The sequence below is a fragment of the Enterobacter sp. 4974935 genome (assembly GCF_058661735.1).
This window is the reverse complement of sequence record NZ_JBZWGT010000003.1, coordinates 1,032,803-1,055,522: the sequence shown is the minus strand read 5'-3', so window position 1 is coordinate 1,055,522 and position 22,720 is coordinate 1,032,803. Positions and strand designations below refer to the sequence as shown.

At 56.0% G+C, this 22,720-nt stretch carries 19 protein-coding genes; 3 read left to right on the top strand and 16 right to left on the bottom strand.

Annotated features, from left to right (window positions below):
* Positions 1–27 precede the first annotated feature (27 nt).
* Entirely contained in the window at positions 28–1,494 is a 1,467-nt protein-coding gene (guaB, locus tag AC4OVS_RS06270) for an IMP dehydrogenase (RefSeq protein ID WP_003860601.1), read from the bottom strand.
* A 159-nt stretch (positions 1,495–1,653) separates the two neighbouring features.
* Between guaB and xseA the strand changes: the two genes are divergently transcribed.
* The 3 genes from xseA to AC4OVS_RS06255 are packed head-to-tail and all read left to right on the top strand — an operon-like array spanning position 1,654 to position 4,455.
* Complete coding sequence (gene xseA / locus AC4OVS_RS06265) at positions 1,654–3,027, top strand: exodeoxyribonuclease VII large subunit (protein ID WP_491922265.1); 1,374 nt, start codon at positions 1,654–1,656, stop codon at positions 3,025–3,027.
* Between the two features lie 58 nt (positions 3,028–3,085).
* Positions 3,086–4,105 (top strand): M4 family metallopeptidase, encoded by a 1,020-nt coding sequence (locus AC4OVS_RS06260; RefSeq protein WP_192970401.1) that lies wholly within the window; start codon positions 3,086–3,088, stop codon positions 4,103–4,105.
* Entirely contained in the window at positions 4,105–4,455 is a 351-nt protein-coding gene (locus tag AC4OVS_RS06255) for a protealysin inhibitor emfourin (protein WP_023300706.1), read from the top strand. The genes AC4OVS_RS06260 and AC4OVS_RS06255 overlap by 1 nt, the downstream gene beginning before the upstream one ends.
* Here AC4OVS_RS06255 and AC4OVS_RS06250 read toward each other — a convergent pair.
* The 15 genes from AC4OVS_RS06250 to pbpC form a co-directional block, all read right to left on the bottom strand.
* On the bottom strand, positions 4,452–4,673 hold the full coding sequence (locus AC4OVS_RS06250; RefSeq protein WP_022648996.1) for a zinc ribbon domain-containing protein: 222 nt from the start codon (positions 4,671–4,673) through the stop codon (positions 4,452–4,454). The genes AC4OVS_RS06255 and AC4OVS_RS06250 overlap by 4 nt on opposite strands.
* Positions 4,674–4,731: 58 nt before the next feature.
* Positions 4,732–6,273 (bottom strand): peptide MFS transporter, encoded by a 1,542-nt coding sequence (locus tag AC4OVS_RS06245; RefSeq protein ID WP_023306697.1) that lies wholly within the window; start codon positions 6,271–6,273, stop codon positions 4,732–4,734.
* Positions 6,274–6,571: 298 nt separating this feature from the next.
* Positions 6,572–8,044 (bottom strand): ribosome biogenesis GTPase Der, encoded by a 1,473-nt coding sequence (gene der, locus AC4OVS_RS06240; protein ID WP_022648998.1) that lies wholly within the window; start codon positions 8,042–8,044, stop codon positions 6,572–6,574.
* A 112-nt stretch (positions 8,045–8,156) separates the two neighbouring features.
* Positions 8,157–9,335, bottom strand: coding sequence for an outer membrane protein assembly factor BamB (gene bamB / locus AC4OVS_RS06235; protein ID WP_022648999.1), 1,179 nt, complete (start codon positions 9,333–9,335; stop codon positions 8,157–8,159).
* 10 nt (positions 9,336–9,345) lie between these two features.
* Positions 9,346–9,966, bottom strand: a complete 621-nt coding sequence (locus tag AC4OVS_RS06230) for a YfgM family protein (protein WP_063850005.1) — start codon at positions 9,964–9,966, stop codon at positions 9,346–9,348.
* Positions 9,967–9,979: 13 nt separating this feature from the next.
* Complete coding sequence (gene hisS, locus AC4OVS_RS06225; protein ID WP_022649001.1) at positions 9,980–11,254, bottom strand: histidine--tRNA ligase; 1,275 nt, start codon at positions 11,252–11,254, stop codon at positions 9,980–9,982.
* 81 nt (positions 11,255–11,335) lie between these two features.
* Positions 11,336–12,454 carry a flavodoxin-dependent (E)-4-hydroxy-3-methylbut-2-enyl-diphosphate synthase gene (ispG, locus tag AC4OVS_RS06220; protein ID WP_003860619.1) on the bottom strand — a complete coding sequence of 373 codons (1,119 nt, stop codon included), beginning with the start codon at positions 12,452–12,454 and terminating at the stop codon, positions 11,336–11,338.
* Between the two features lie 26 nt (positions 12,455–12,480).
* A complete protein-coding gene (rodZ, locus tag AC4OVS_RS06215) occupies positions 12,481–13,491 on the bottom strand; it encodes a cytoskeleton protein RodZ (RefSeq protein WP_045621487.1) in 1,011 nt (336 codons plus the stop codon).
* Between the two features lie 291 nt (positions 13,492–13,782).
* Entirely contained in the window at positions 13,783–14,949 is a 1,167-nt protein-coding gene (gene rlmN / locus AC4OVS_RS06210) for a dual-specificity RNA methyltransferase RlmN (protein ID WP_003860623.1), read from the bottom strand.
* Between the two features lie 147 nt (positions 14,950–15,096).
* Positions 15,097–15,528, bottom strand: a complete 432-nt coding sequence (ndk, locus tag AC4OVS_RS06205) for a nucleoside-diphosphate kinase (RefSeq protein ID WP_003860625.1) — start codon at positions 15,526–15,528, stop codon at positions 15,097–15,099.
* Positions 15,529–15,652: 124 nt separating this feature from the next.
* On the bottom strand, positions 15,653–16,528 hold the full coding sequence (locus AC4OVS_RS06200) for a 4Fe-4S binding protein (protein WP_491922264.1): 876 nt from the start codon (positions 16,526–16,528) through the stop codon (positions 15,653–15,655).
* A complete protein-coding gene (locus AC4OVS_RS06195) occupies positions 16,528–17,307 on the bottom strand; it encodes a dimethyl sulfoxide reductase anchor subunit family protein (RefSeq protein WP_022649005.1) in 780 nt (259 codons plus the stop codon). Before AC4OVS_RS06195 ends, AC4OVS_RS06200 begins: the two co-directional genes overlap by 1 nt.
* Positions 17,300–17,929: a DMSO/selenate family reductase complex B subunit gene (locus AC4OVS_RS06190; protein ID WP_022649006.1), complete on the bottom strand. Its 630-nt coding sequence runs from the start codon at positions 17,927–17,929 to the stop codon at positions 17,300–17,302. The genes AC4OVS_RS06195 and AC4OVS_RS06190 overlap by 8 nt, the downstream gene beginning before the upstream one ends.
* The gene (locus AC4OVS_RS06185; protein ID WP_491922263.1) at positions 17,926–20,304 is read right to left on the bottom strand and encodes a DMSO/selenate family reductase complex A subunit; all 2,379 of its coding nucleotides are present in this window, start codon (positions 20,302–20,304) and stop codon (positions 17,926–17,928) included. Before AC4OVS_RS06185 ends, AC4OVS_RS06190 begins: the two co-directional genes overlap by 4 nt.
* A gap of 88 nt (positions 20,305–20,392) precedes the next feature.
* Positions 20,393–22,720 carry a peptidoglycan glycosyltransferase PbpC gene (gene pbpC, locus AC4OVS_RS06180; RefSeq protein ID WP_491922262.1) on the bottom strand — a complete coding sequence of 776 codons (2,328 nt, stop codon included), beginning with the start codon at positions 22,718–22,720 and terminating at the stop codon, positions 20,393–20,395.

Below are 22,720 nucleotides of genomic sequence, written 5' to 3'. Positions count from 1 at the left end.
GCCCGACACGAGGTCGGGCGAAGAAAATCATGATCCCAGACGGTAGTTCGGGGACTCTTTGGTGATCGTCACGTCGTGCACGTGGCTCTCCTGGATACCCGCACCGCTGATGCGTACGAATTCCGCTTTGGTACGCAGCAGGTCAATGGTACCACAGCCGGTCAGCCCCATACAGGAACGCAGGCCGCCCATCTGCTGGTGGATGATCTCTTTCAGACGGCCTTTATAGGCCACGCGGCCTTCGATGCCTTCCGGTACCAGTTTGTCAGCGGCATTATCGGTCTGGAAGTAACGGTCGGAGGAACCTTTGGACATCGCGCCCAGGGAGCCCATACCGCGGTAGGATTTATAAGAACGGCCCTGGTAGAGTTCGATTTCGCCCGGGGATTCTTCGGTACCGGCCAGCATGGAGCCCACCATCACGGCTGCGGCACCTGCGGCGATCGCTTTGGCGATGTCGCCAGAGAAGCGGATACCGCCGTCCGCGATAACCGGAATACCGGTGCCTTCCAGCGCTTCAACCGCGTCAGACACCGCGGTGATCTGCGGAACGCCCACGCCGGTGACGATACGGGTAGTACAGATAGAGCCAGGGCCGATACCCACTTTCACCGCGCTGCAACCGGCTTCCGCCAGCGCGCGAGCACCTGCGCCCGTAGCCACGTTACCGCCGATGATCTGGAGATCCGGGTATTTAGCACGGGTTTCACGAATACGTTGCAGAACGCCTTCGGAGTGGCCATGTGAGGAGTCAATCAGCAGCACGTCAACGCCCGCGGCAACCAGCGCGTCAACGCGCTCTTCGTTACCTGCGCCCGCGCCAACCGCAGCGCCGACGCGCAGACGGCCATGCTCGTCTTTACAGGCGTTCGGTTTACGTTCTGCTTTCTGGAAATCTTTAACGGTGATCATGCCACGCAGGTGGAAGTTCGCATCCACAACCAGCGCTTTCTCAACGCGTTTTTCGTGCATTTTCGCCAGCACCACGTCGCGGGTTTCGCCTTCGCGAACGGTCACCAGGCGCTCTTTTGGTGTCATATAGACGCTGACAGGCTGGTTCAGGTCAGTCACGAAACGCACATCACGACCGGTGATGATGCCCACCAGCTCGTTGTCTTCGGTCACAACCGGGTAACCTGCAAAGCCGTTACGCTCGGTTAGCGCTTTCACTTCGTGCAGGGTGGTGGTTGGCAGAACGGTCTGAGGATCGGACACGATACCGGATTCATGTTTCTTCACGCGGCGAACTTCTTCCGCCTGACGCTCGATAGACATGTTTTTGTGGATAAAGCCAATGCCGCCTTCCTGTGCCAAAGCGATAGCCAGACGCGCTTCAGTCACGGTGTCCATTGCTGCGGAGAGCATAGGAATGTTCAGACGAATGGTTTTCGTCAACTGCGTGCTGAGGTCGGCAGTATTCGGCAGAACGGTGGAATGAGCGGGAACGAGGAGGACGTCGTCAAACGTCAGTGCTTCTTTAGCGATACGTAGCATGGGCAATATCTCTGACCTGGGTGGTTAAATATTGCCGTGGCATTATACAGAGCGTAACCGATTGCATCTACACTTTTTTGAAAAAAATGCTTGCGATCGCCTCTCAGCAGGTTACTATCGACTGAATAACTTGCTGATTTAGAATTTGATCCCGCTCACATGTTATCCTCTCAATCCCCCTCAATTTATACTGTCAGCCGCCTTAATCAGACGGTGCGTTTGCTGCTTGAGCAGGAAATGGGACAGGTCTGGATCAGCGGTGAAATCTCTAACTTCACGCAGCCTGCTTCCGGTCATTGGTACTTTACGCTAAAAGACGACACCGCTCAGGTGCGCTGCGCGATGTTCCGCAACAGCAATCGTCGCGTGACGTTCCGCCCTCAGCATGGCCAGCAGGTTCTGGTTCGCGCCAACATTACCCTGTATGAGCCGCGCGGCGATTATCAGATTATCGTCGAGAGCATGCAGCCCGCCGGTGAAGGCTTGTTGCAGCAGAAGTACGAGCAGTTAAAAGCCATGCTTTCGGCTGAGGGATTGTTTGACCAGCGGTTTAAAAAGCCCCTGCCCTCACCTGCCCACTGTGTTGGAGTTATCACCTCGAAAACCGGCGCGGCGCTGCACGATATTTTGCACGTCCTGAAGCGCCGTGACCCTTCCCTGCCCGTCATTATCTACCCAACTGCCGTTCAGGGTGACGATGCGCCGGGGCAGATCGTGTGCGCGATTGAGCTGGCGAATGCGCGTCAGGAGTGCGATGTCCTGATCGTCGGGCGCGGCGGCGGCTCGCTGGAAGACCTGTGGAGCTTTAACGACGAGCGCGTGGCGCGGGCAATCTTTGCCAGCCTTATCCCTGTGGTGAGCGCCGTCGGCCATGAAACGGATGTGACGATAGCCGATTTTGTCGCGGATTTACGCGCGCCCACGCCGTCCGCGGCGGCAGAGGTGGTCAGCCGTAATCAGCAGGAGCTGCTGCGCCAGATCCAGAACGGGCAGCAGCGCCTGGAGATGGCGATGGACTACTTCCTCGCCAACCGTACCCGCCGCTTTACCCAGCTTCATCATCGTCTGCAACAGCAGCATCCGCAATTGCGTCTGGCGCGTCAGCAAACCGTACTGGAGCGTCTGCGTCAGCGGATGAACTTCGCGCTGGATAACCAGCTTAAGAAAGCGATATCGCGCCAGCAGCGCACGACTCAGCGTCTGAACCAGCAGAATCCGCAGCCAAAGATTTATCGCGCACAAACGCGGATCCAGCAGCTTGAGTTCCGCCTCGCGGAAAATATCCGCTCACGCCTGAGCGCCACCCGCGAGCGTTTTGGCAATGCGGTCACCCATCTGGAAGCCGTCAGCCCACTCTCCACGCTGGCCCGCGGCTATAGCGTGACCACCGCGACGGACGGCAAAGTGCTGAAGCAGACGAAGCAGGTTAAAGCAGGGGATGTGCTCACCACCCGGCTTTCTGACGGCTGGGTCGAGAGTGAAGTGAAAGAGATCAAACCGGTGAAAAAAACGCGTCAGCGTAAAAGCGGATAAATCTTCGCCGGTTACAAACTATACTGCTGCTATTGCCTTTTTTAATAAGGAGAGCAGCATGCCCCATCTACATAGCGTCATCCCTCCGTATATTCTTCGCCGTATTATCGAAAGCGGTTCTGAGCCGCAGCAGCGCTGCGCCCGTCAGACCTTAACCCACGTCCAGACGCTGATGGCCCATATGCCGGGCAAACCCGCCGCGCCGCATGTGAATAAAGCCGGTCAGCTTGAGCGTGACATCTACGATGCGAAACAGACCCAGGAGCTGCCGGGTACCCAGGTACGCTATGAAGGCCAGCCCTCCAACGGAGATGTGGCGGTGGATGAAGCGTACGATTATCTGGGTATTACCCATGATTTCTTCTGGAAGGAATATCAGCGCGATTCGCTCGATAACAAAGGGCTGATCCTCACCGGCACCGTGCACTATGGCCGTGAGTATCAAAACGCCTTCTGGAACGGCCAGCAGATGGTCTTTGGCGATGGCGACGGGGAAATCTTCAACCGCTTTACCATTGCCATCGACGTGGTAGCGCATGAGCTTAGCCACGGCGTGACGGAGACCGAAGCCGGACTCATCTACTTTGAACAATCGGGCGCGCTGAACGAGTCGTTATCCGACGTGTTCGGTTCGCTGGTGAAGCAATACTATCTTAAGCAAACCGCCGATAAAGCAGACTGGCTGATTGGTGAAGGGCTGCTGGCGGAGGGCATCAACGGGAAAGGGCTTCGCTCCATGTCTGAACCCGGCACGGCCTATAACGATCCGCTGCTCGGTAAAGATCCGCAGCCCGGGCATATGAAAGATTTCATCAAAACGCGCGAGGATAACGGCGGCGTACACCTTAACTCCGGTATCCCCAACCGCGCGTTTTACCTGGCCGCAACGGCGATCGGTGGCTACGCCTGGGAAAAAGCGGGTTATGCCTGGTACGACACGGTTTGCGATCGCAACCTGGCGCAGGATGCGGATTTTGATGCCTTTGCAAAACTGACGATAGCGCACGGCGAGAAACGCTCCGGTAGCGACGTTGGGGGGGCTATAAAACAAGCCTGGGAACAGGTAGGAGTGCTGTAATGCAGGTTCCGGAACTGACGGATGACGCCGTGGTTGAGCTGGCCCGGGAAGGCGGCGTCGCTTTTATCCCTAAGCTGAGCGGCCAGCGCACCATTGCGCTCTCCTCGCTTAATGAGGCCCAGCGCCAGCGCCTGGTGAGCATTCTGGAGCAGGCTTTCCCGCGCGGCCAGCCGCCCGGACAAGCCTCTTCCCCCGGCAGAGGTGACCAGCGCTATTTCCGCATCCAGATTATCTGGACCGGCCAAAATCAGGCGCACTACGCCGATATCATCGTGCTGGTACCCGAGCAGGAAGCACCCGAGTCGCTGGTGGAACTGTGGCAGAAAGGTGAAGGCTGCGTGTGCGATTAAGCCTCAGCTCTGACGAACTCAACGCGTTTTTTTGAGATAAGCCCGTGGCCGTTCTGGCAAAAATAGTCCACCGCACCGCAGGCCTTGAGTACCTGAAGCGGTTGATGGCAGTCAGGGCAGCGCGCTTCGAGGGGAATATCGTTATTGCAGCTGTCGCAGTGCGCGATACCGTTTTGCGGCTCGAGCGCTGCGTGGCAATCCGGACAGGTTATCGACATGCTCTCTCCTGTTGAGGTGGGCCGGGGCTGGATAACTGCCCCGGCAGGCTGAATAGTATCAGGCTTCGGTAGCCGGTTTTGTCTGCACATTTTCCAGCATGCGACGCACCGGAACAATGAGGACGATCAGCACCGCAGCACAAATCAACAGCGCGATGGAGCAACGGGCAAAGAGGTCCGGCAGCATATCCAGCTGGTCGGCCTTCACGTGACCACCAATCAGGCCCGCAGCCAGGTTACCCAGCGCACTGGCGCAGAACCACAGGCCCATCATCTGACCGCGCATTCTTTCCGGCGCCAGCAGGGTCATGGTTGCCAGACCAATCGGACTCAGGCACAGTTCCCCGAGCGTCAGCATCAGGATACTGCCCACCAGCCAGAACGGAGAAACCCCTGCTCCACCATTGCTCAGCACGTTCTGTGCCGCCAGCATCATCAGGCCGAAGCCCGCCGCCGCGCACAAAATACCGATCACGAACTTGGTGATACTGCTCGGGCGAATATTATTGCTCGCCAGCTTCGGCCATGCCCAGCTAAATACCGGTGCCAGCAGAATGATGAACAGGGCATTAATCGACTGGAACCACACCGCCGGGATCTCAAAATCACCGATCATGCGGTTAGTGTAGTCGTTGGCGAACAGGTTGAAGGAGGTTGGCTTCTGCTCGAACGCGGACCAGAAGAACGCGGCGGAGACCAGCAGAATAAAGCATACCAGCAGCCTTGCGCGCTCTTTGCGATTCAGCCCGGCGAAGATGAACAGGTAGATGAAGTAGAGCGCGACGGAGGCGGCAATCACATATACCAGCACGCTGGCCACCGCGACCGGATTAATCACAATCACGCCCTGGGCAATCAACGTGACGATGATTGCAACACCCACAGCCAGCGCCAGCAGCCAGGCACCCACGCCGTTACGTTTCACTACTGGACTGTTCCAGGTGGAGTCCAGACCGACTTCGCTGTCGTAGCGCTTCATGGCCGGAACGGCAAACACGCGGAAGATAATCAGGGCGACCAGCATCCCGATACCGCCGATACCAAAGCCCCAGTGCCAGCCGTGGGTTTTAATCAGCCAGCCGGAAATCAGAGGAGCAATGAACGAGCCCATGTTGATGCCCATATAGAACAGCGAGAAACCGCCGTCACGACGCGCATCGCCCTTTTTGTAGAGGGTACCGACCATGACCGAGATACAGGTCTTGAACAGGCCGGAGCCGAGCACGATGAACATCAGGCCGATGAAGAACAGGTTGTCGCCCATAATGGCCGACAGGGCAATCGACAGGTGCCCGAGCGCAATCAAAATCGAACCGTACCAGACGGCCCGCTGCTGGCCGAGCCAGTTATCCGCCAGCCAGCCGCCCGGCAGTGCGGCGAGGTACATGGTGCCCGCGAAGATGCCGACAATCGCCGAGGCGTTTTCACGCGCCAGGCCCATTCCGCCGTCATACACGGTGGCGGCCATAAACAGGATCAGTAGCGGGCGAATACCGTAAAACGAGAAACGCTCCCACATCTCGGTGAAGAACAGCGAACCGAGCGGATAAGGATGGCCGAAGAAGGTTCGGCTCTCTTTTTGATTAACAGAGGATTGCATAATTCTCCCGAAAGGTATGTGTCGTGCTTGTAAACACCAGCATGTACGCCGAACGGTTACGTATCCGATCGATTTTTTACATGCGGCGAAATGTTGGTTAACCATTTGATAACCAGGCGCTAGTTTTGTCTAGTACCGAACCCTGGACTTTAAGATGAAAATTCGACGATTGTCTACTTTCTTAGATATAAACATGGTTAAAAGCGAATAGTGATTGACATCACAAAGGGAAGGCAGGCCTTTTGAATGAGCGAAAAAAACCCGCGACAGGCGCGGGTTTTAGTGAGTTCGGTAAGAATTATTTGCTTTTCTTAATGTGCTTAATCAAACGCTTACGCTTACGCATCTGGTTCGGCGTCAGGGTATTACGTTTATTCGCAAACGGGTTTTCCCCTTCCTTGAACTGAATACGGATAGGCGTACCCATCACGTCCAGCGACTTACGGAAGTAGTTCATCAGGTAGCGTTTGTAGGAGTCCGGCAGGTCTTTCACCTGGTTACCGTGGATCACCACGATAGGCGGGTTATACCCCCCGGCGTGGGCATATTTCAGCTTCACGCGACGGCCACGCACCAGCGGCGGCTGGTGATCTTCTGCTGCCATGTTCATGATACGGGTCAGCATCGCCGTGCTCTGGCGGCGGGTAGAGCTGTCATAGGCTTCACGAACGGATTCGAACAGGTTGCCTACGCCGCTGCCGTGCAGGGCAGAGATGAAGTGAACGCGGGCAAAGTCGATAAAGCCCAGACGGAAGTCCAGCGTCTCTTTCACCTGTTCGCGTACTTCATTGCTCAGGCCATCCCACTTGTTGACGACGATAACCAGTGAGCGCCCACTATTAAGGATAAAGCCGAGCAGAGAGAGATCCTGATCGGAGATACCTTCACGTGCGTCAATAACCAGCAGCACCACATTGGCGTCTTCAATCGCCTGAAGGGTTTTGATCACCGAGAATTTTTCCACTACATCGGTGATTTTCCCGCGCTTACGCACCCCTGCAGTGTCGATAAGTACGTACTCACGTTCATCGCGCTGCATTGGAATGTAAATGCTGTCACGCGTTGTGCCTGGCATGTCGTAAACCACCACGCGCTCTTCGCCCAGAATACGGTTAGTAAGCGTAGACTTACCTACGTTTGGGCGACCAACGATAGCCAGCTTAATCGGCAGATCCTGCGGGTTGAAGTCATCTTCCGGCTCTTCCTCGCCTTCCTCTCCGGCTTCAAACTGTGCCCAGTATTCGGCGTCTTCGTCCACCTCTTCCGGCGGGTTTACTTCATCAACCCACGGCAGCAGAACGGTTTCCAGCAGGCTGGTGACGCCACGGCCATGCGAGGCCGCGATAGGATAAATATCACCCAGACCTAAAGACCAGAAATCCGCAACGGCCTGATCGGCATCAATGCCGTCAGTTTTGTTCGCCACCAGGAAGGTTGGCTTTTCGCGTGAACGCAGATGTTTAGCGATAGCAGAATCCGCGGGCATCAGGCCAGCGCGCGCATCCACCATAAACAGAACCACATCCGCTTCTTCGATAGCCAGCAGAGATTGCTCTGCCATGCGGGTTTCTACGCCGTCTTCCGTACCGTCAATACCCCCGGTATCGATACAGATGAACTCGCGTCCTTCCACCTCTGCACGACCGTACTTACGGTCACGCGTCAGCCCCGGGAAATCCGCAACCAGCGCATCACGGGTGCGTGTTAAACGGTTAAAAAGAGTGGATTTTCCAACGTTAGGGCGCCCGACAAGCGCGACCACAGGTACCATGTTTGAAGCCTCATAAAATTCAAAATAACGTCGCTTTCGCAGCGTTTTTAAAAATGTCAAAACGGCTCCTGAGTGAACAGGAGCCGTTTAGTATACTACAACCGCCGTGTAATTAACGCGTGATCGCGTACAGCGTGCCGTCTTTTGCCTGAATCAGCAGTTTACCGTCAGCCACAACCGGGTCGGTCAGGAAGCCTGAGCCGTCCACTTTCTGCTGCGCCACGAAGCGGCCATTCTCTGGATCGATCCAGTGCATATAGCCTTCGCTGTCGCCCACCACCAGGCTGCCGTTATACAGTGCCGGTGCGGTCAGCAGACGGTGCAGCAGATCGCTCTGCGTCCACAGCGTCACGCCACCTTCGGTGCTCAGCGCCAGCAGACGGTCGTTCTGATCCACCATATAAATACGGTTGCCGTCGACAATGAAATCGTTCACGGAACCCAGCTCACGTTTCCACATGATCTGGCCGCTACGCAGGTCCAGCGCCGTCAGGTTGCCGTTATACGCCAGCGCGTAAACCACACCGTCAACGATGACCGGCGTGGTGTCCACGTCACTCAGACGGTCGATTTCAGTTGAACCGGTCGCCTGGGAAATACGCTGCTGCCAGATCATCTGGCCCTGCTGCATCAGTACTGCGCTGACACGACCGTTGTCACCACCCACAATGGCGGCGCCAAATGCAGTCGCCGGAGCAGATTCACCACGCAGAGACAGCGCTGGCATATCCAGGTTAACCGTCCATTTTACCAGACCATCGGCTTCGTTCAGCGCCTGCAACTGGCCGTTGCTGGTATGGATCAACACCAGGCCGTCGCTGACAACCGGACGTGACAAGGATTCACCGGCAACGCTGGTCTGCCATGCAACCGAACCGTCGCTGGCATTCAGCGCGTAAACCTGCGCTTTTTCGCTGCCCACATACACGTGACCGCCAGCAACGGTCAGGCCGCCAGAAAGCAGCGCAGGTTTACGGGAGAACCAGCCGTCTTTTTCCGCCAGGTTAATGGACCACACTTCTTTTCCGTCATCAGCGTTCAGCGCTTTAACGGTGCCTTTGCGATCGGCCGCATAGACCACGCCGTCAGCAAATGCCGGGTGCAGGTTGGAATAAAAATCGCCAATACCATCACCCACGGAGGTGTCCCAGGCGGTGGACGGAGTGAACTGGTTTTCAACCGTCGGCAGCGGGGACATTTTGACAACGTCTTCTTCGCCACTGAACAGTGAACAACCACTCAATAACGTAACAGAAAGCAGTCCTGGCAGAAGTAATTTACGCAATTGCATTGGGTCCCTCTCAGACGGACAAATTATTTATTTTCATCTGCATCATTTCGCTCAGCGCAGGTGAAGCTTTACTATCCACGCCAGCTTGCCACGCTTTACGCGCGCCCGCTTTATCACCCTTACTCAGCAGTGCTTCACCGCGAAGATCGGCGACAATAGCGGCAAAGCCATCACCTTTGATGGTATCAAGCGTTTTCAGCGCGTCGTCGGCTTTTTTCTGCTGAACCTGAATACGTGCCAGGCGCAGATTGATCACCGCTTTCAGATTTTCGTCACTGGCAGCAGCAAGCCCCTGAGACAGTTGCGTAGCGGCTTTGTCCAGTTCGTTTTTATCAACATACTGCTGAGCCACTTCCAGCGCAGCCAGCGCACCGTAGGTGTTTTTGTTGTCAGCGGCAAATTTCTCCGCAGCCGTCAGCGTTTGCGGCTGATCGGCACGGATTGCGCTAACGGTGTTTTCGTAGTTCAGGGATGAACCGCGAGCAGAGTCAGCCTGATGATTGTTCCAGTAACGCCAGCCAACCAGCGCACCAACACCTAAAATAACCCCTACAACCAGTGCCTTGCCGTTTTCAGCAAAGAAGCGTTTAACCGCATCAACCTGGTCGTGTTCGTTCTCGTACATTTCCACGCAGTCCTTCTCCTTAGCCCAATAGAGTGCGCAAGTGCGCCGCAACGCCATCCTGCGTTACCGTAGTTTGCTCACCAGAGCGCAGGTCTTTAACCACCACTTCGCCGTTGGCCACTTCGGACTCACCCAGCACCAATGCGATACTTGCGCCCCACTTATCGGCACGAGCAAACTGTTTTTTAAAGTTGCCGCCGCCGTGGTTGGTCATCAGCTTTACGTCCGGCAGCGCATCGCGCACGCGTTCGGCAAGCTGCATCGCCGCAGACTGCGTATCCGCACCTGAGGCCACCAGGTATATATCGACAACAGGATCGGCTTTAAATTCCGGATTAACTGCCTGAACCAGCAAAACAAGTCGCTCAAGGCCCATCGCGAAGCCTACAGCCGGTGCTGCGCGACCACCCAGTTGCTCGACCAGTCCGTCATAACGACCGCCAGCACAGACGGTGCCCTGCGAACCGAGGCTGGTGGTGACCCACTCAAATACGGTGCGGTTGTAGTAGTCCAGACCGCGCACCAGACGCTGGTTAACGGTATAAGCAATGCCCGCCGCTTCAAGCAGCTTGCACAGGCCAGCAAAGTGTTCGCGGGAATCCTCATCCAGGTAGTCACCCAGCGCTGGCGCATCGTTCAGCAGCGCCTGTACGTCAGGATTTTTGGAATCGAGTACGCGCAGCGGGTTGCTGTACATACGACGTTTACAGTCTTCGTCGAGCTTCTCTTTGTGTTGTTCCAGGAACGCCACCAGCGCATCGCGATAGTTCGCACGCGCTTCCAGAGAACCGATAGAGTTCAGCTCCAGGGATACGTGCTCAGAAATACCGAGCGCACGCCACCAGCGGGCAGTCAGCATAATCAGTTCGGCATCGATATCTGGTCCTTGCAGACCAAACACTTCCACGCCAAGTTGGTTGAACTGACGGTAGCGGCCTTTTTGCGGACGTTCGTGGCGGAACATCGGGCCGATATACCACAGGCGCTGCTCCTGATTGTACAGGAGACCATGTTCGATGCCGGCGCGTACGCAACCCGCCGTCCCCTCAGGACGCAGGGTCAGGCTGTCGCCGTTGCGGTCCTCAAAGGTATACATCTCTTTTTCAACCACGTCGGTTACTTCGCCGATCGCGCGTTTGAATAACGGGGTCTGCTCTACAATCGGCAAACGAATTTCGCTGTAACCGTAGCTGCCGAGCACCTGCTTCAGTGTGCCTTCAATGCGCTGCCAGATGGCGGTTTCGCCAGGCAGATAATCGTTCATGCCGCGGATGGCTTGAATGTTTTTTGCCACGTTTATTCTCTTTCTATATACAAAAAAGAACCCAAAGAATGGGTTCAATCATACATGGGAAGCAGCCTGCTTCCCATCACGTTATTTTTCAACCTGCTGAACGCTGATGCGCTGCGCTTCGTCCATCATCGTCGCTTTTGCGCGAATGCGGGCTTCAAGCTGGTCGATCATATCACTATTATCCAGACGATCTTTACGAACGCCATCTTCATAGAGACCACTTTTCTTGTTACCGCCGGTAACGCCCAGCGTGGACACCAGCGCTTCACCCGGACCGTTCACCACGCAGCCGATGATGGAAACGTCCATCGGGGTGATAATGTCTTCCAGACGCTGCTCCAGGGCATTCACGGTGCCGATCACGTCAAACTCCTGACGTGAACAGGTTGGGCAGGCAATGAAGTTGATCCCACGCGCGCGGATACGCAGTGATTTCAGGATGTCGAAACCGACTTTGATCTCTTCCACCGGATCGGCGGCCAGGGAGACGCGTAACGTGTCACCGATGCCTTCAGAGAGCAGCAGGCCGAGACCAATTGCCGATTTTACTGAGCCGCTGCGCAGACCGCCCGCCTCGGTGATGCCAAGGTGCAGCGGCTGATCGATCTGTTTTGCCAGCAGACGATACGATTCAACGGCCAGGAAAACGTCAGACGCTTTCACGCTCACTTTGAACTGATCGAAGTTAAGGCGATCCAGATGATCGACGTGACGCATGGCGGATTCGAGCAGCGCCTGCGGCGTCGGCTCACCGTACTTTTCCTGGAGATCTTTTTCCAGAGAGCCAGCGTTTACGCCGATACGGATTGGAATGTTTTTGTCGCGGGCGCAGTCAACCACCATGCGAATGCGCTCTTCGTTGCCGATGTTGCCTGGGTTAATACGCAGACAATCGACACCGTATTCAGCGACTTTCAGCGCGATACGGTAATCGAAGTGAATATCGGCAACCAGCGGAACGCTCACCTGCTGCTTGATCAGTTTGAACGCCTCAGCGGCGTCCATGGTCGGCACTGAGACGCGAACAATGTCCGCGCCGACGCGTTCTAATGCTTTGATTTGATTAACCGTCGCTTCTACATCCGTAGTACGCGTATTGGTCATCGACTGGACGGCGATAGGCGCCCCATCGCCGATTGGCACGTTCCCAACGTAAATCCGTTTCGATTTTCTACGTTGAATAGGAGCCTGGTTATGCATGTAAAATCTCCCGCATTGCCCGTCTGTTACTGTGCTGCTGATTGTTCGGCATTAACGGTAAGACGCGCAACCTGGTTAGTTCTGATAAAGCGGCTCAGATCGACAGGTTTTCCTTGATACTGGATCTGTACCGCTGCCGGTGCGCCGATTTTAAGCTTGTATGGTGCCTGGCCCGTTAGATTTAACGTGCCATCTTTACGTTGCAGGCCGCTGAACAGCTTTTTACCTGTCGCGTCAGTCACTTCCAGCCAGCAATCAGCCGTGAAATTCATCACCAGCGCATTCGGGTCAACGGCAGGTGCCGCCGTACCCGCCGGGTCAGTTGGCAGTGACGCTGCGGTGTTATCTGCCGGTGCCGTTGCCGCAGGGGCGGTATCAACATTGGCCTGAGAAGGTGATACGACCGCGTTCTGATCCTGGGCCTGGGTGGCTGGTGCGGTATTCGCCGTCGCTTCTGGCGTCGCCGCTGGCTCGGTTGCAGGCGTGCTGGTTGCTGCCGCCTGAGGTTCGCTGGAGGTCGCAGCCCCTTCGGTGCTTAACGGCACGCTTTGCGCGCCGTTAGTACCAGATTGATTAAGCTCAGCGGAGGACTGATCGGCCATGGTGGTGATCTCTTCCTGTTGCGCTTTGTGGTTTTGCCACCACCATGCGCCCGTCAGGCCGACAACCACGAACAGGACCAGCCAGGTAAAGCTCATCAGCCAGCCATCGCGTTTTTTACGACGTTTACCCAAAGAGAAGCTTTGCATCGGCGCAACTTTTGCCGCACGCACAGGCGCCTGCTTCTCCATCATCGGCAGTAATTCGTCTTCAGGAATATGAACCAGTTTGGCGTAAGAACGGATATAACCGCGCAGAAACGTTGAAGCCAGATCGGCGGGCGCCTTATCTTCTTCAATGTCGCGAACGGTGGAAACCTTCAGGCACAGGCGTTCTGCAACGGCTTGCTGGCTGAGTCCGAGTTGTTCACGGGCGTTGCGAAGACGAACGCCAGTGGAGAGTGCTGCATTTTGATCGTGAGTGGCTTCAGTATTCATTCGCTACAACTACTGGTACGTGAAAATAAGGGTTCAGGTGCCGGTGAGTCACAATGCCACCCGCACCGCGAAACTTTAGGTCAGTTAACCTGGAACAAACAGTATAAGACTGTCGGGCCGCAGATGACAGCGCTGGCAGGCCTTCACGCTAAACTGTTGTTACGTCGTTACATACTGCCCGAAAGTCGTATGAAACGCACCGTAATTATTAATCAGTCGTGATGATTGTGGCTGGTTATTCAGTAAATTAATGCTTCACGGCGCAAAAAATGCGCCGTGTCTGCATAATAATCAAACGGTTTTAACCGCGATTGACTCACCCTGCATACGCTTACGTAGCGTACGTTTGGTACGGTCAATAACGTCACCCGCCAGCTGACCACAGGCTGCGTCGATATCGTCGCCACGCGTTTTACGTACGATGGTGGTGAAACCATACTCCATCAGCACTTTTGAGAAGCGATCGATACGGCTGTTCGAGCTACGACCATACGGCGCGCCCGGGAACGGGTTCCATGGGATCAGGTTGATCTTACATGGCGTATCTTTCAGCAGTTCAGCCAGCTCATGTGCATGCTCGGTACCGTCGTTAACATGATCCAGCATCACATATTCAATGGTCACGCGGCCCTGGTTAGCATTGGATTTCTCCAGGTAACGGCGCACGCCAGCCAGGAAAGTTTCGATATTGTACTTTTTGTTGATCGGCACAATTTCGTCACGGATGGCGTCGTTTGGCGCGTGAAGGGAGATGGCCAGCGCAACGTCAATCATGTCACCCAGTTTGTCCAGCGCAGGCACAACGCCGGAAGTAGAGAGCGTAACGCGGCGCTTGGACAGACCAAAACCGAAATCGTCGAGCATGATTTCCATCGCCGGAACGACGTTGGTCAGGTTGAGCAGCGGTTCACCCATCCCCATCATCACCACGTTGGTGATTGGACGTGTACCGGTGACTTTCGCTGCACCCACGATTTTCGCGGCACGCCAGACCTGGCCGATAATTTCCGACACGCGCAGGTTACGGTTAAAGCCCTGCTGCGCCGTAGAGCAGAATTTGCACTCCAGCGCACAGCCCACCTGAGAAGAGACGCACAGCGTGGCGCGATCGTCTTCCGGGATATACACGGTTTCAACACGCTGATCGCCAACGGCAATGGCCCACTTGATAGTGCCATCTGAAGAGCGCTGCTCTTCCACCACTTCCGGTGCGCGGATTTCCGCCACTTCTTTAAGCTTATTGCGCAGCACTTTGTTGATGTCCGTCATGTCATCAAAGTTGTCGCTGCAATAGTGGTACATCCATTTCATGACCTGATCGGCACGAAACGGCTTCTCGCCCATCTCTTTAAAGAACTCGCGCATCTGCTGACGGTTCAGGTCCAGCAGGTTAATTTTTCCATTTTTATTGGGAACCGCAGGAATGGCGACTTCGGAGGTATTCACTAATTCAGACATAATTTTTTCCGGCCTCGTTGTTACACGTTGTGGCCCTTGGTGGGTTGAAAAGAAACGCCCCGGGAAGCAGTCTGCTCGTCCGGGGCGTTGCATTGTACAAAGTCTGGCGCAGGGATGCCACGTTTGCACGCGGCATTTACGAAATTATTAGCGAGTGCGCGGGCACACTTCGCCTTCTGCAAAGAAGAACGCGATTTCGCGCGCAGCAGATTCAACAGAGTCGGAACCGTGAGTGCCGTTCTCGGTGAAGCTGTCTGCGTAGTCAGCGCGCAGAGTACCTGCCAGCGCGTTGTCCGGGTTGGTTGCACCCAGCAGATCGCGGTGACGCTGTACCGCGTTTTCGCCTTCCAGTACGGATACCACGATTGGGCCAGAAGTCATGAACTCGACCAGACCGTCAAAGAATGGGCGACCTTCGTGCTCAGCGTAGAATCCGCGAGCCTGTTCAACGGTCAGGTGCAGCATTTTGGTGCCAACGATCTTAAACCCTGCTGATTCAAAGCGAGCGAAGATGCTGCCAATAACGTTTTTTGCCACCGCGTTTGGTTTGATGATGGAAAAAGTACGTTCAATAGCCATTGATAACCTCTGTAAAATGTTCTGTTGTTTTTGCATACCTGAGTATGGTGTGGCGCGGATTATAAAGAGCAATAGCGCCATTGCCTATGGTTATGCATAACATTTTTTTAAAATGAGACGAAGATTAGCAACAGCTCGTATTTCGCATGCCGTACTGATGGTGAAAACAGAGCGGACACTGCTTTTCATCAGAACTAAATGACCAGAAATGGCGGTGGCACGTCAAACAAACGGCTTCATATGCCGGTATGGTCACGCTTTTCGCTGTCCCGTCTGTTTGCGTCACGTTTATCGCCGCATGCTGGCATACCGCTTCGCAGCCGCCACACCCCGTACAGCGTCCGGTTTCCACGACCAGTTCAGCGTTCTCAAACCGAATCGCGTTTTCCGTACAACTCCGCCAGCACGCGCCGCAGAGTACGCAGGATTCGGTATCGAGAGTTATCTCTGCCTCGCTAAACGCAGAAAACGCCCTGCGCAGCTCACGCTGACCGGGCACGACGCAACAGGCCCGGACATCCTCACGGGGAACGTGCATCAGCGCACGCCGGGCGGTATTTACCTCGTTGACGGGTATATGTTTAAACGCCCACGCTGCTTCACCACGTCGACGAAGCGCAAGATTCAGCCGGGCAATCGCCAGCAACCAGTCAGGATACTGCTCCGCGTCGATACTGATAAAACGAACGTGGTGCTGCGCGTGCCACAGCAGAAGCTCATTCACCCCTGGCGCACGGTCAGTAAAAGGCCCAACAAGCGTATCGCCACACAGAAAACGTTTTCGCGGCGTGATGCCGGTGATGGCTTCAGCGGGGCAGACAAACAGGCAGTCACCGCATTCAATACAGCGGCTGTCATCAACCGAGACGCCGGTGTCGGTAAAAGAAAAAGCCTGTACGGGACAGACGTCCGCGCAGGCGCAGCAGGAAGAGTGGCGAAAACGGCGACGGACGCACGCATGCGTCACGTCCATCGCCGGGGCAAAGGTTAATCCGCCCATCAGCCAATACTGAAGAAAACAAAGCGCAGCATCAGCTCACCCACAATCAGCAAGGCGCTGCCCAACAGCATTGTGCCTCGCGCCGCTTTTAAGCCGCCCGCAGCAAAGCACAGCATACCCGCAACGGAAACGCACCAGCTCAGCAGATGCACGGTTCGCAGTTGCTCCAGCATTTGTAACGGTGCGTGTGGGAACGTCACAACGGTGTTGTCCATAGCCGTAATATCTGCCAGCCAGACGGGCTGCATCACCAGACGTGCAATCACCAGCAGCGTGATAATGACAATCGCCGTTCGCACGCGAGTCTGGGAACGTGCCCCAACGGCCATGCAGGCTGAACCGATAATTCCCACCGAACCGATAAACAGCACCAGGGTATTAATGTGATGCCACGTCACCACGGATGCATGCATGTAGATCTGCGCCATGCAGAACACATCCACCAGCCCGACAAGACCTGCCACAACCAACAGCGGCTTCCAGCCTGGTTTTTTGACAAACATCAGCAGCGTTGCGAGGCCAAGTGCCGCAAGATAAAGACTGGCAAAGATAATCTCACGGCTCAGCCAGGAGCTGGATACGTGACGCAGCGCGTTGAACGCATTAAGTGGATAGCCCATGTGCAACGCGGAGGCGAGCAGACCGAGGCTGGCCAGCACAAACGCTCCGGCAGCCGGCAGCAGCGCGCTGCGTTGCGTGCTTCCGAAGGCCAGCCACAGCGTAACGCCAACCGATCCTTGCAGGAACAGCGTAAAAATCAGCAGCGGTAACTCATGCATGACGTTTCCCCTCTTTCTCTGCGCCCTGATGCGCTTTGATCACCAGGTTCGGTTTGGTGATGGAGGAATCAGGCAAGCCTTTCACATCACAGACCGCACCATACTTCGCCCGCAGTTCATCAATCGGCCCGAATTTAATCGCTTCGAGTGGACAGGTTGCCACACAGACAGGCTGTTCCCCCTTCGCCTGTAGATCCACGCAGAAATCACATTTGGACATCTGCCCGGTCTGCTCGTTGAGCTGTGGCGCGCCGTAAGGGCATGACCACGCGCAGTAGCCGCAGCCGACGCACTTATCAGTATCTACGCGCACAATACCGTCCCCCGGACGCTTATGCATCGCAGTGGTCGGACAGTTTTTGGTGCAGATTGGGTCGGCACAGTGGTTACAGGAGATAGAGAGCGTGTAGGCAAAAACGTTATTGCTGACGCCACCCTGCCCGGTCGGGATAAAGCTCCCGCCATTAACTTCGTACACGCGACGGAAACGACGTCCGACCTCAAGGTTGTTTTTATCTTTGCACGCTACCTGACATGCTTTGCAGCCCGAGCAGCGAGAAGAGTCGATATAAAAACCCAGCTGTTTGTCGCTTACCGGTGCGTAATGTTTAAACTGACTCATGCTTTAGCTACCTCCACCAGCATGGTTTGATGGGAATTCCCTTTCGCAAGCGCGGTAATACGTGCGGAACTGAGCACGTTCGCGCAGCCGCCCTTATCAATACCCTGCTCGTCCGGCTGCCACCAGGCACCTGCCTGCATGGCCACAACGCCTGGAATGATGCGCGGCGTGACCTCCGCCAGGATCTCGCAAATGCCGCGCGCGTTATGAATACGCACGGTATCTCCCTGCGCAATGCCGCGATTTTGCGCATCCTGCGGGTTGATCCACAGCTTTTGCTGCTGCGCCTCAATTAACCACGGGTTGGCGTACTGGGTGGAGTTAGCGCGGTTTTTTCCTTTCCATGTAATCAGCTGGAGCGGGAAGCGTTTCGCCAGCGCGTCTTCCGGCCCTTCATGGGCAGGCACGTAGTGCGACAGCGCCGGAATTTCCGGGTGATGCATGTCGTACAGACGCTTCGAGAAGATCTCAATTTTTCCGGACGGCGTCGGAAACGGATGATTCTGCGGATCGCGAATGTTGTCTTCAAAGGCGACGAACGGCGCGCTTTTGAAAAGGTGCTGACGCGTCTTCTGTAGCGTCGCGAAGTCCGGCAGGTTTTCGTCAGGCATGGAAAGACGCGTCTGCTCCCAGATGTGCTCAATCCACGCTTTTTCGTCACGCCCTTCACTGAACGCGGGTTCGACGCCAAGCTTAGCGGCGACCTCCCGCAGCCAGTCGTAGTCTGAACGGCGTTCAAATTCAGGTTCAATGAGCTTTTCTGACAGGATCAGATAGCTTGCCGTGCCCCAGGTTTCGCCGATATTCCAGCGTTCCATAAAGCTGGTTTCCGGCAAAAGAAGGTCGGCGTATCGGGCGCTCGGCGTCATAAACAGATCGCTTGCGACGATAAACTCGATTTTCGACTCGTCTTCCAGGACACGGGTTGCCTGATGAAGATCCGGGTTCTGGTTAGCCAGATAATTTCCCGCCAGCGAGAACAGGATGCGGATATTGCTGTCCAGCTTTTCGGCATCTTTCAGGCCGACGTCCGCGGTGACCTGAGAGGCATCGTCGGCGGCCTGCACCCAGTTCATCACCGATATTTTGGCTTTGACCGGGTTGTCCGGCATTTCTGGTCCGGCGGCAAATTTCCGGTTTGCGCAGCCGCCATAGCCTGCTGCCCAACCGCCTTTCACCCCGACGTTACCCGTGAGCGTAGCCAGCAACGTCGAGCCGCGCGCGGTGCGCTCGCCGCAGTTATGACGCTGCGGTCCCCAGCCCTGGATCAGCGCAGCGGGTTTGGTGGTTGCGTAGTCGCGCGCCAGTTGCCGAATTGTTTGTGCAGGCACGTGAGTGATTTTCTCTGCCCACTCGGGCGTTTTCGCCACGCCATCTTTTGCGCCGCTCAGGTAAGCCATCAGGGATTCATTGGCCGGAACGCCTTCTGGCATAGTGTCTTCGTCAAAGCCCAGGGTGTAGCGCTGAATAAAGTCGCGATCGTGCAGGTTCTCCGTGACGATCACATACATCATCGCGTCCATCAGGGCGTTGTCCGTGGTGGGAAGCAGCGGGATCCACTGATCGGCCAGGGAGGAAACCGTATCGGAATAGCGAGGGTCGACAACAATAAAGCGAGTGCCGTTTTGCTTCATCTTCTGGTAGAAGTGGTTGCTGTGACCAAAGATCGTTTCCGTCGGGTTATGTCCCCAGAGGATGACCAGTTTGGTGTCCAGCAGCGTGTCAAGAGAGCTGCCGCTGGCAGCGGTGCCATAGGTATACGGCGTTGCTGCCGCCGTGTTACCCATACTGACCGAGTGATAGCTTTCGAGATAGCCGCCGGTTAAGTTGAGCAGACGACGAACCATTTTATCGCCGGAAAAAGTCCCGCCGGACACAGCGGTGCCCACATGAACATAGCGTGAAGCCGCACCGTATTTTTTCGTAATAGTTTTTAATTGATTCGCAATAAGGGTGGTGGCTTCATCCCAGGTAATACGCTCGAATTTTCCTTCGCCACGTTTCCCTACACGTTTCATTGGGTATTTCAGCCGATCGGGATGGTAAACAAATTTCCGATAAGCCCGGCCACGCACGCAGGCGCGCATTACGGGCATTTGCGGATCCAACGCGTTATCCGGACGCGTAGAAATTCGGGTCACAACGCCCTCACTGACGTGAGCACGAATATCACACTTGCCGCCGCAGTCAAACGTACTACAGGTTTGCACTACTTTTTCTTCAGGCGTAGTGTCTGAAACCGCCGCGCCCTGTGCCTGTACTTTGCCGGTTTTGACGACAAAAGGCAGAGCGGCGAGCGCCGATCCTGCCTGAATAAACTGACGCCGGGATATGGCGGGAATAGTCCCCTCTCCCTGATGTTTATTTTTTTCCATTGTTCGTTCCTTAAAATAAAAACGCATTCTCGTTTTTTTTCAGGAACGGATATTGATAATTATCAAGCTAACTCTTGAGGAGTAACACTTAGCGATCTAACTCAAAATTGACCGTCGCCGTTTGTCCTGTTTCATCTAATACAACTAACTGATATTTACCCGACAAATATAATTGCAGTGAATAATTCTTCTGATGTCCGTCCAGCGGTTCGCCATTCAAAAACCACCATCGTTGCCCCTCCCCGCCGCTGGTTGAAACGAACAGGGTCATGTTTTTCTCACCCGGAAGACGTTTAATTACCGCCCCTTCTCTGACGCCTGACAACATCAGCGGCGCCGCATTATGGTTATCCAGCGGAGGGCAAACCGCTGAACGGGCGGGGAGACGAGCTGCCCGTTTTTCGGCAGCAGGCAGCCAGGGCTCCAGCGGCAGCGGCCAGACATCCAGCACTTTTTCTGTCGCATCAGGACAATCCGCTGCGACGCGTTTGCCTTCTTTATCCAGCCAGACCGGGAAACGGATCCCGCGAATCCCCTCTTGTTCCGGCAGCAGCAGCGTAGGCGGTTCACTGCCTTCCAGCAGCCAGGTTGACAGCCGACGCCGACAGTTTTCGCTCCCTTCAGGCAGGGACTGGCCCCCCGGCCAGCAAATCACGCCCCGTCCTACGCTTGCAGGACGCGGATCGCGCGGCAGACGGGCTTCATCCACCATCGAGCGGGACTGAAGCATGTTATTGACCTGATTCAGGAGCGGAACCGCGCTGGCGAAACCAAACTGCCCGGCAACGGGCGTGCCGTCCGGACGTCCGGTCCAGATTCCAATGACATACCGGGCGTTCAGCCCGATGGCCCAGGCATCCCGGTAGCCATAGCTGGTGCCCGTTTTCCACGCCAGCGGCGCAACCTGGGGCAGCGCACTGTCCGGCAGGGGCTGTGCTTCACTGGCGAGAATGCGACGAATGATCCACGCCGCCCCCTGCGACAGCAGCGGACGTTCGATCAGCGGATCGCCCGGCTGTAAACGCAACCGGCCCGCCTTACCCTGACGCGCAAAGGCACTATAGGCGGCAGCGATATCAGCCAGGCGTGCGCCTGCGCCCCCCAGGATCAGGGAGAGGTTGGGCTGCGCCCCCGCGGGGAGTATGAGCGGTAATCCCGCGTTGCTCAGCATGCCTGCAAAACGTTTTGGGCCGTACGCTTCCAGTACCTGCACCGCAGGCAGGTTGAGGGAACGCACCAGGGCTTCGCTCATGCTGACCGGCCCATGGAAACCGCTGTCAAAGTTGCCGGGGCGATAATCCCCCGTTTTTCTTGGAACATCCTGTAATAACGAAGCGGGATGGATCAGGCCATCGTCCAGCGCCATGCCATAGATGAATGGCTTGAGGACCGATCCCGGCGATCGGATCGCATTGACCATATCCACGTGACTAAAGCGACTGTCATCATTGATATCTACCGAGCCTACCCAGCCACGCACTTTCATGGATGTATGATCCACGACGATCATCGCCAGTGAACTGCGGGCAGGCAGGCGCGATTTCCAGTTCATTGCCAGCTCTTCAAGCTGTCGTTGCAAAGCTGCATCCAGCGTGGTGACTATTTTTGTGTCGCGGCTTTTACTCAACATCATGCGGGAAAAGAGCGGCGCCAGCTGCGGCATCTGCCGGGGGGCCAGCCAGACCGGCTCTTCACGGGACTCTTTCACCTGCTTCTCAGACCAGACGCCCTGAGTCAGCATGCGGTCGAGCACTTTGTTCCGCGCCGCTTCGGCACGTTCCGGCCAGCGGTCGGGGCGCAGACGGCTGGGTGCCTGTGGCAGTACAGCCAGCAGCGCCGCGTCGGAATAGCTCAGCTGAGACGGCGGTTTGCCAAGATAAGTCCAGCTTGCCGCGCCCACGCCCTGCAACGTGCCGCCAAACGGGGCACGGTTGAGATACAGCGTCAGGATTTCACGCTTGGAGAGATGCCACTCCAGCTGCATCGCCCGCCACAGCTGACGAATTTTACCGCCAAAGGTACGCGGATGCGGATCCAGCAGGCGTGCCACCTGCATGGTAAGCGTGCTCCCGCCAGAAACCACTCTCCCGGCGGTGAGATCCTGCCAGGCGGCACGCAGTACAGAAAGCGGATTGACGCCAGGGTGATCCCAGAACCAGCGATCTTCATACTGGATCAGCGCCTCAAGATAGCGTGGGGAAACCTCTTCAATGGTAACCGGATAGCGCCAGATGCCTTCGCTGTCGGCAAAACGCCACAACGGAACACCCTGCTCATCCACCACCACTCGCGCAGGGTTGACCTCTTTCAGGGGCAACGGCCACACGCGGTCAGCGGCGACAATCAGCCCCCCTAAAAAGAGAAGCGCTCCCGCAAGCCACAGCCAGCGGGAGCGAATCAGGCGTGCTATCTGCAT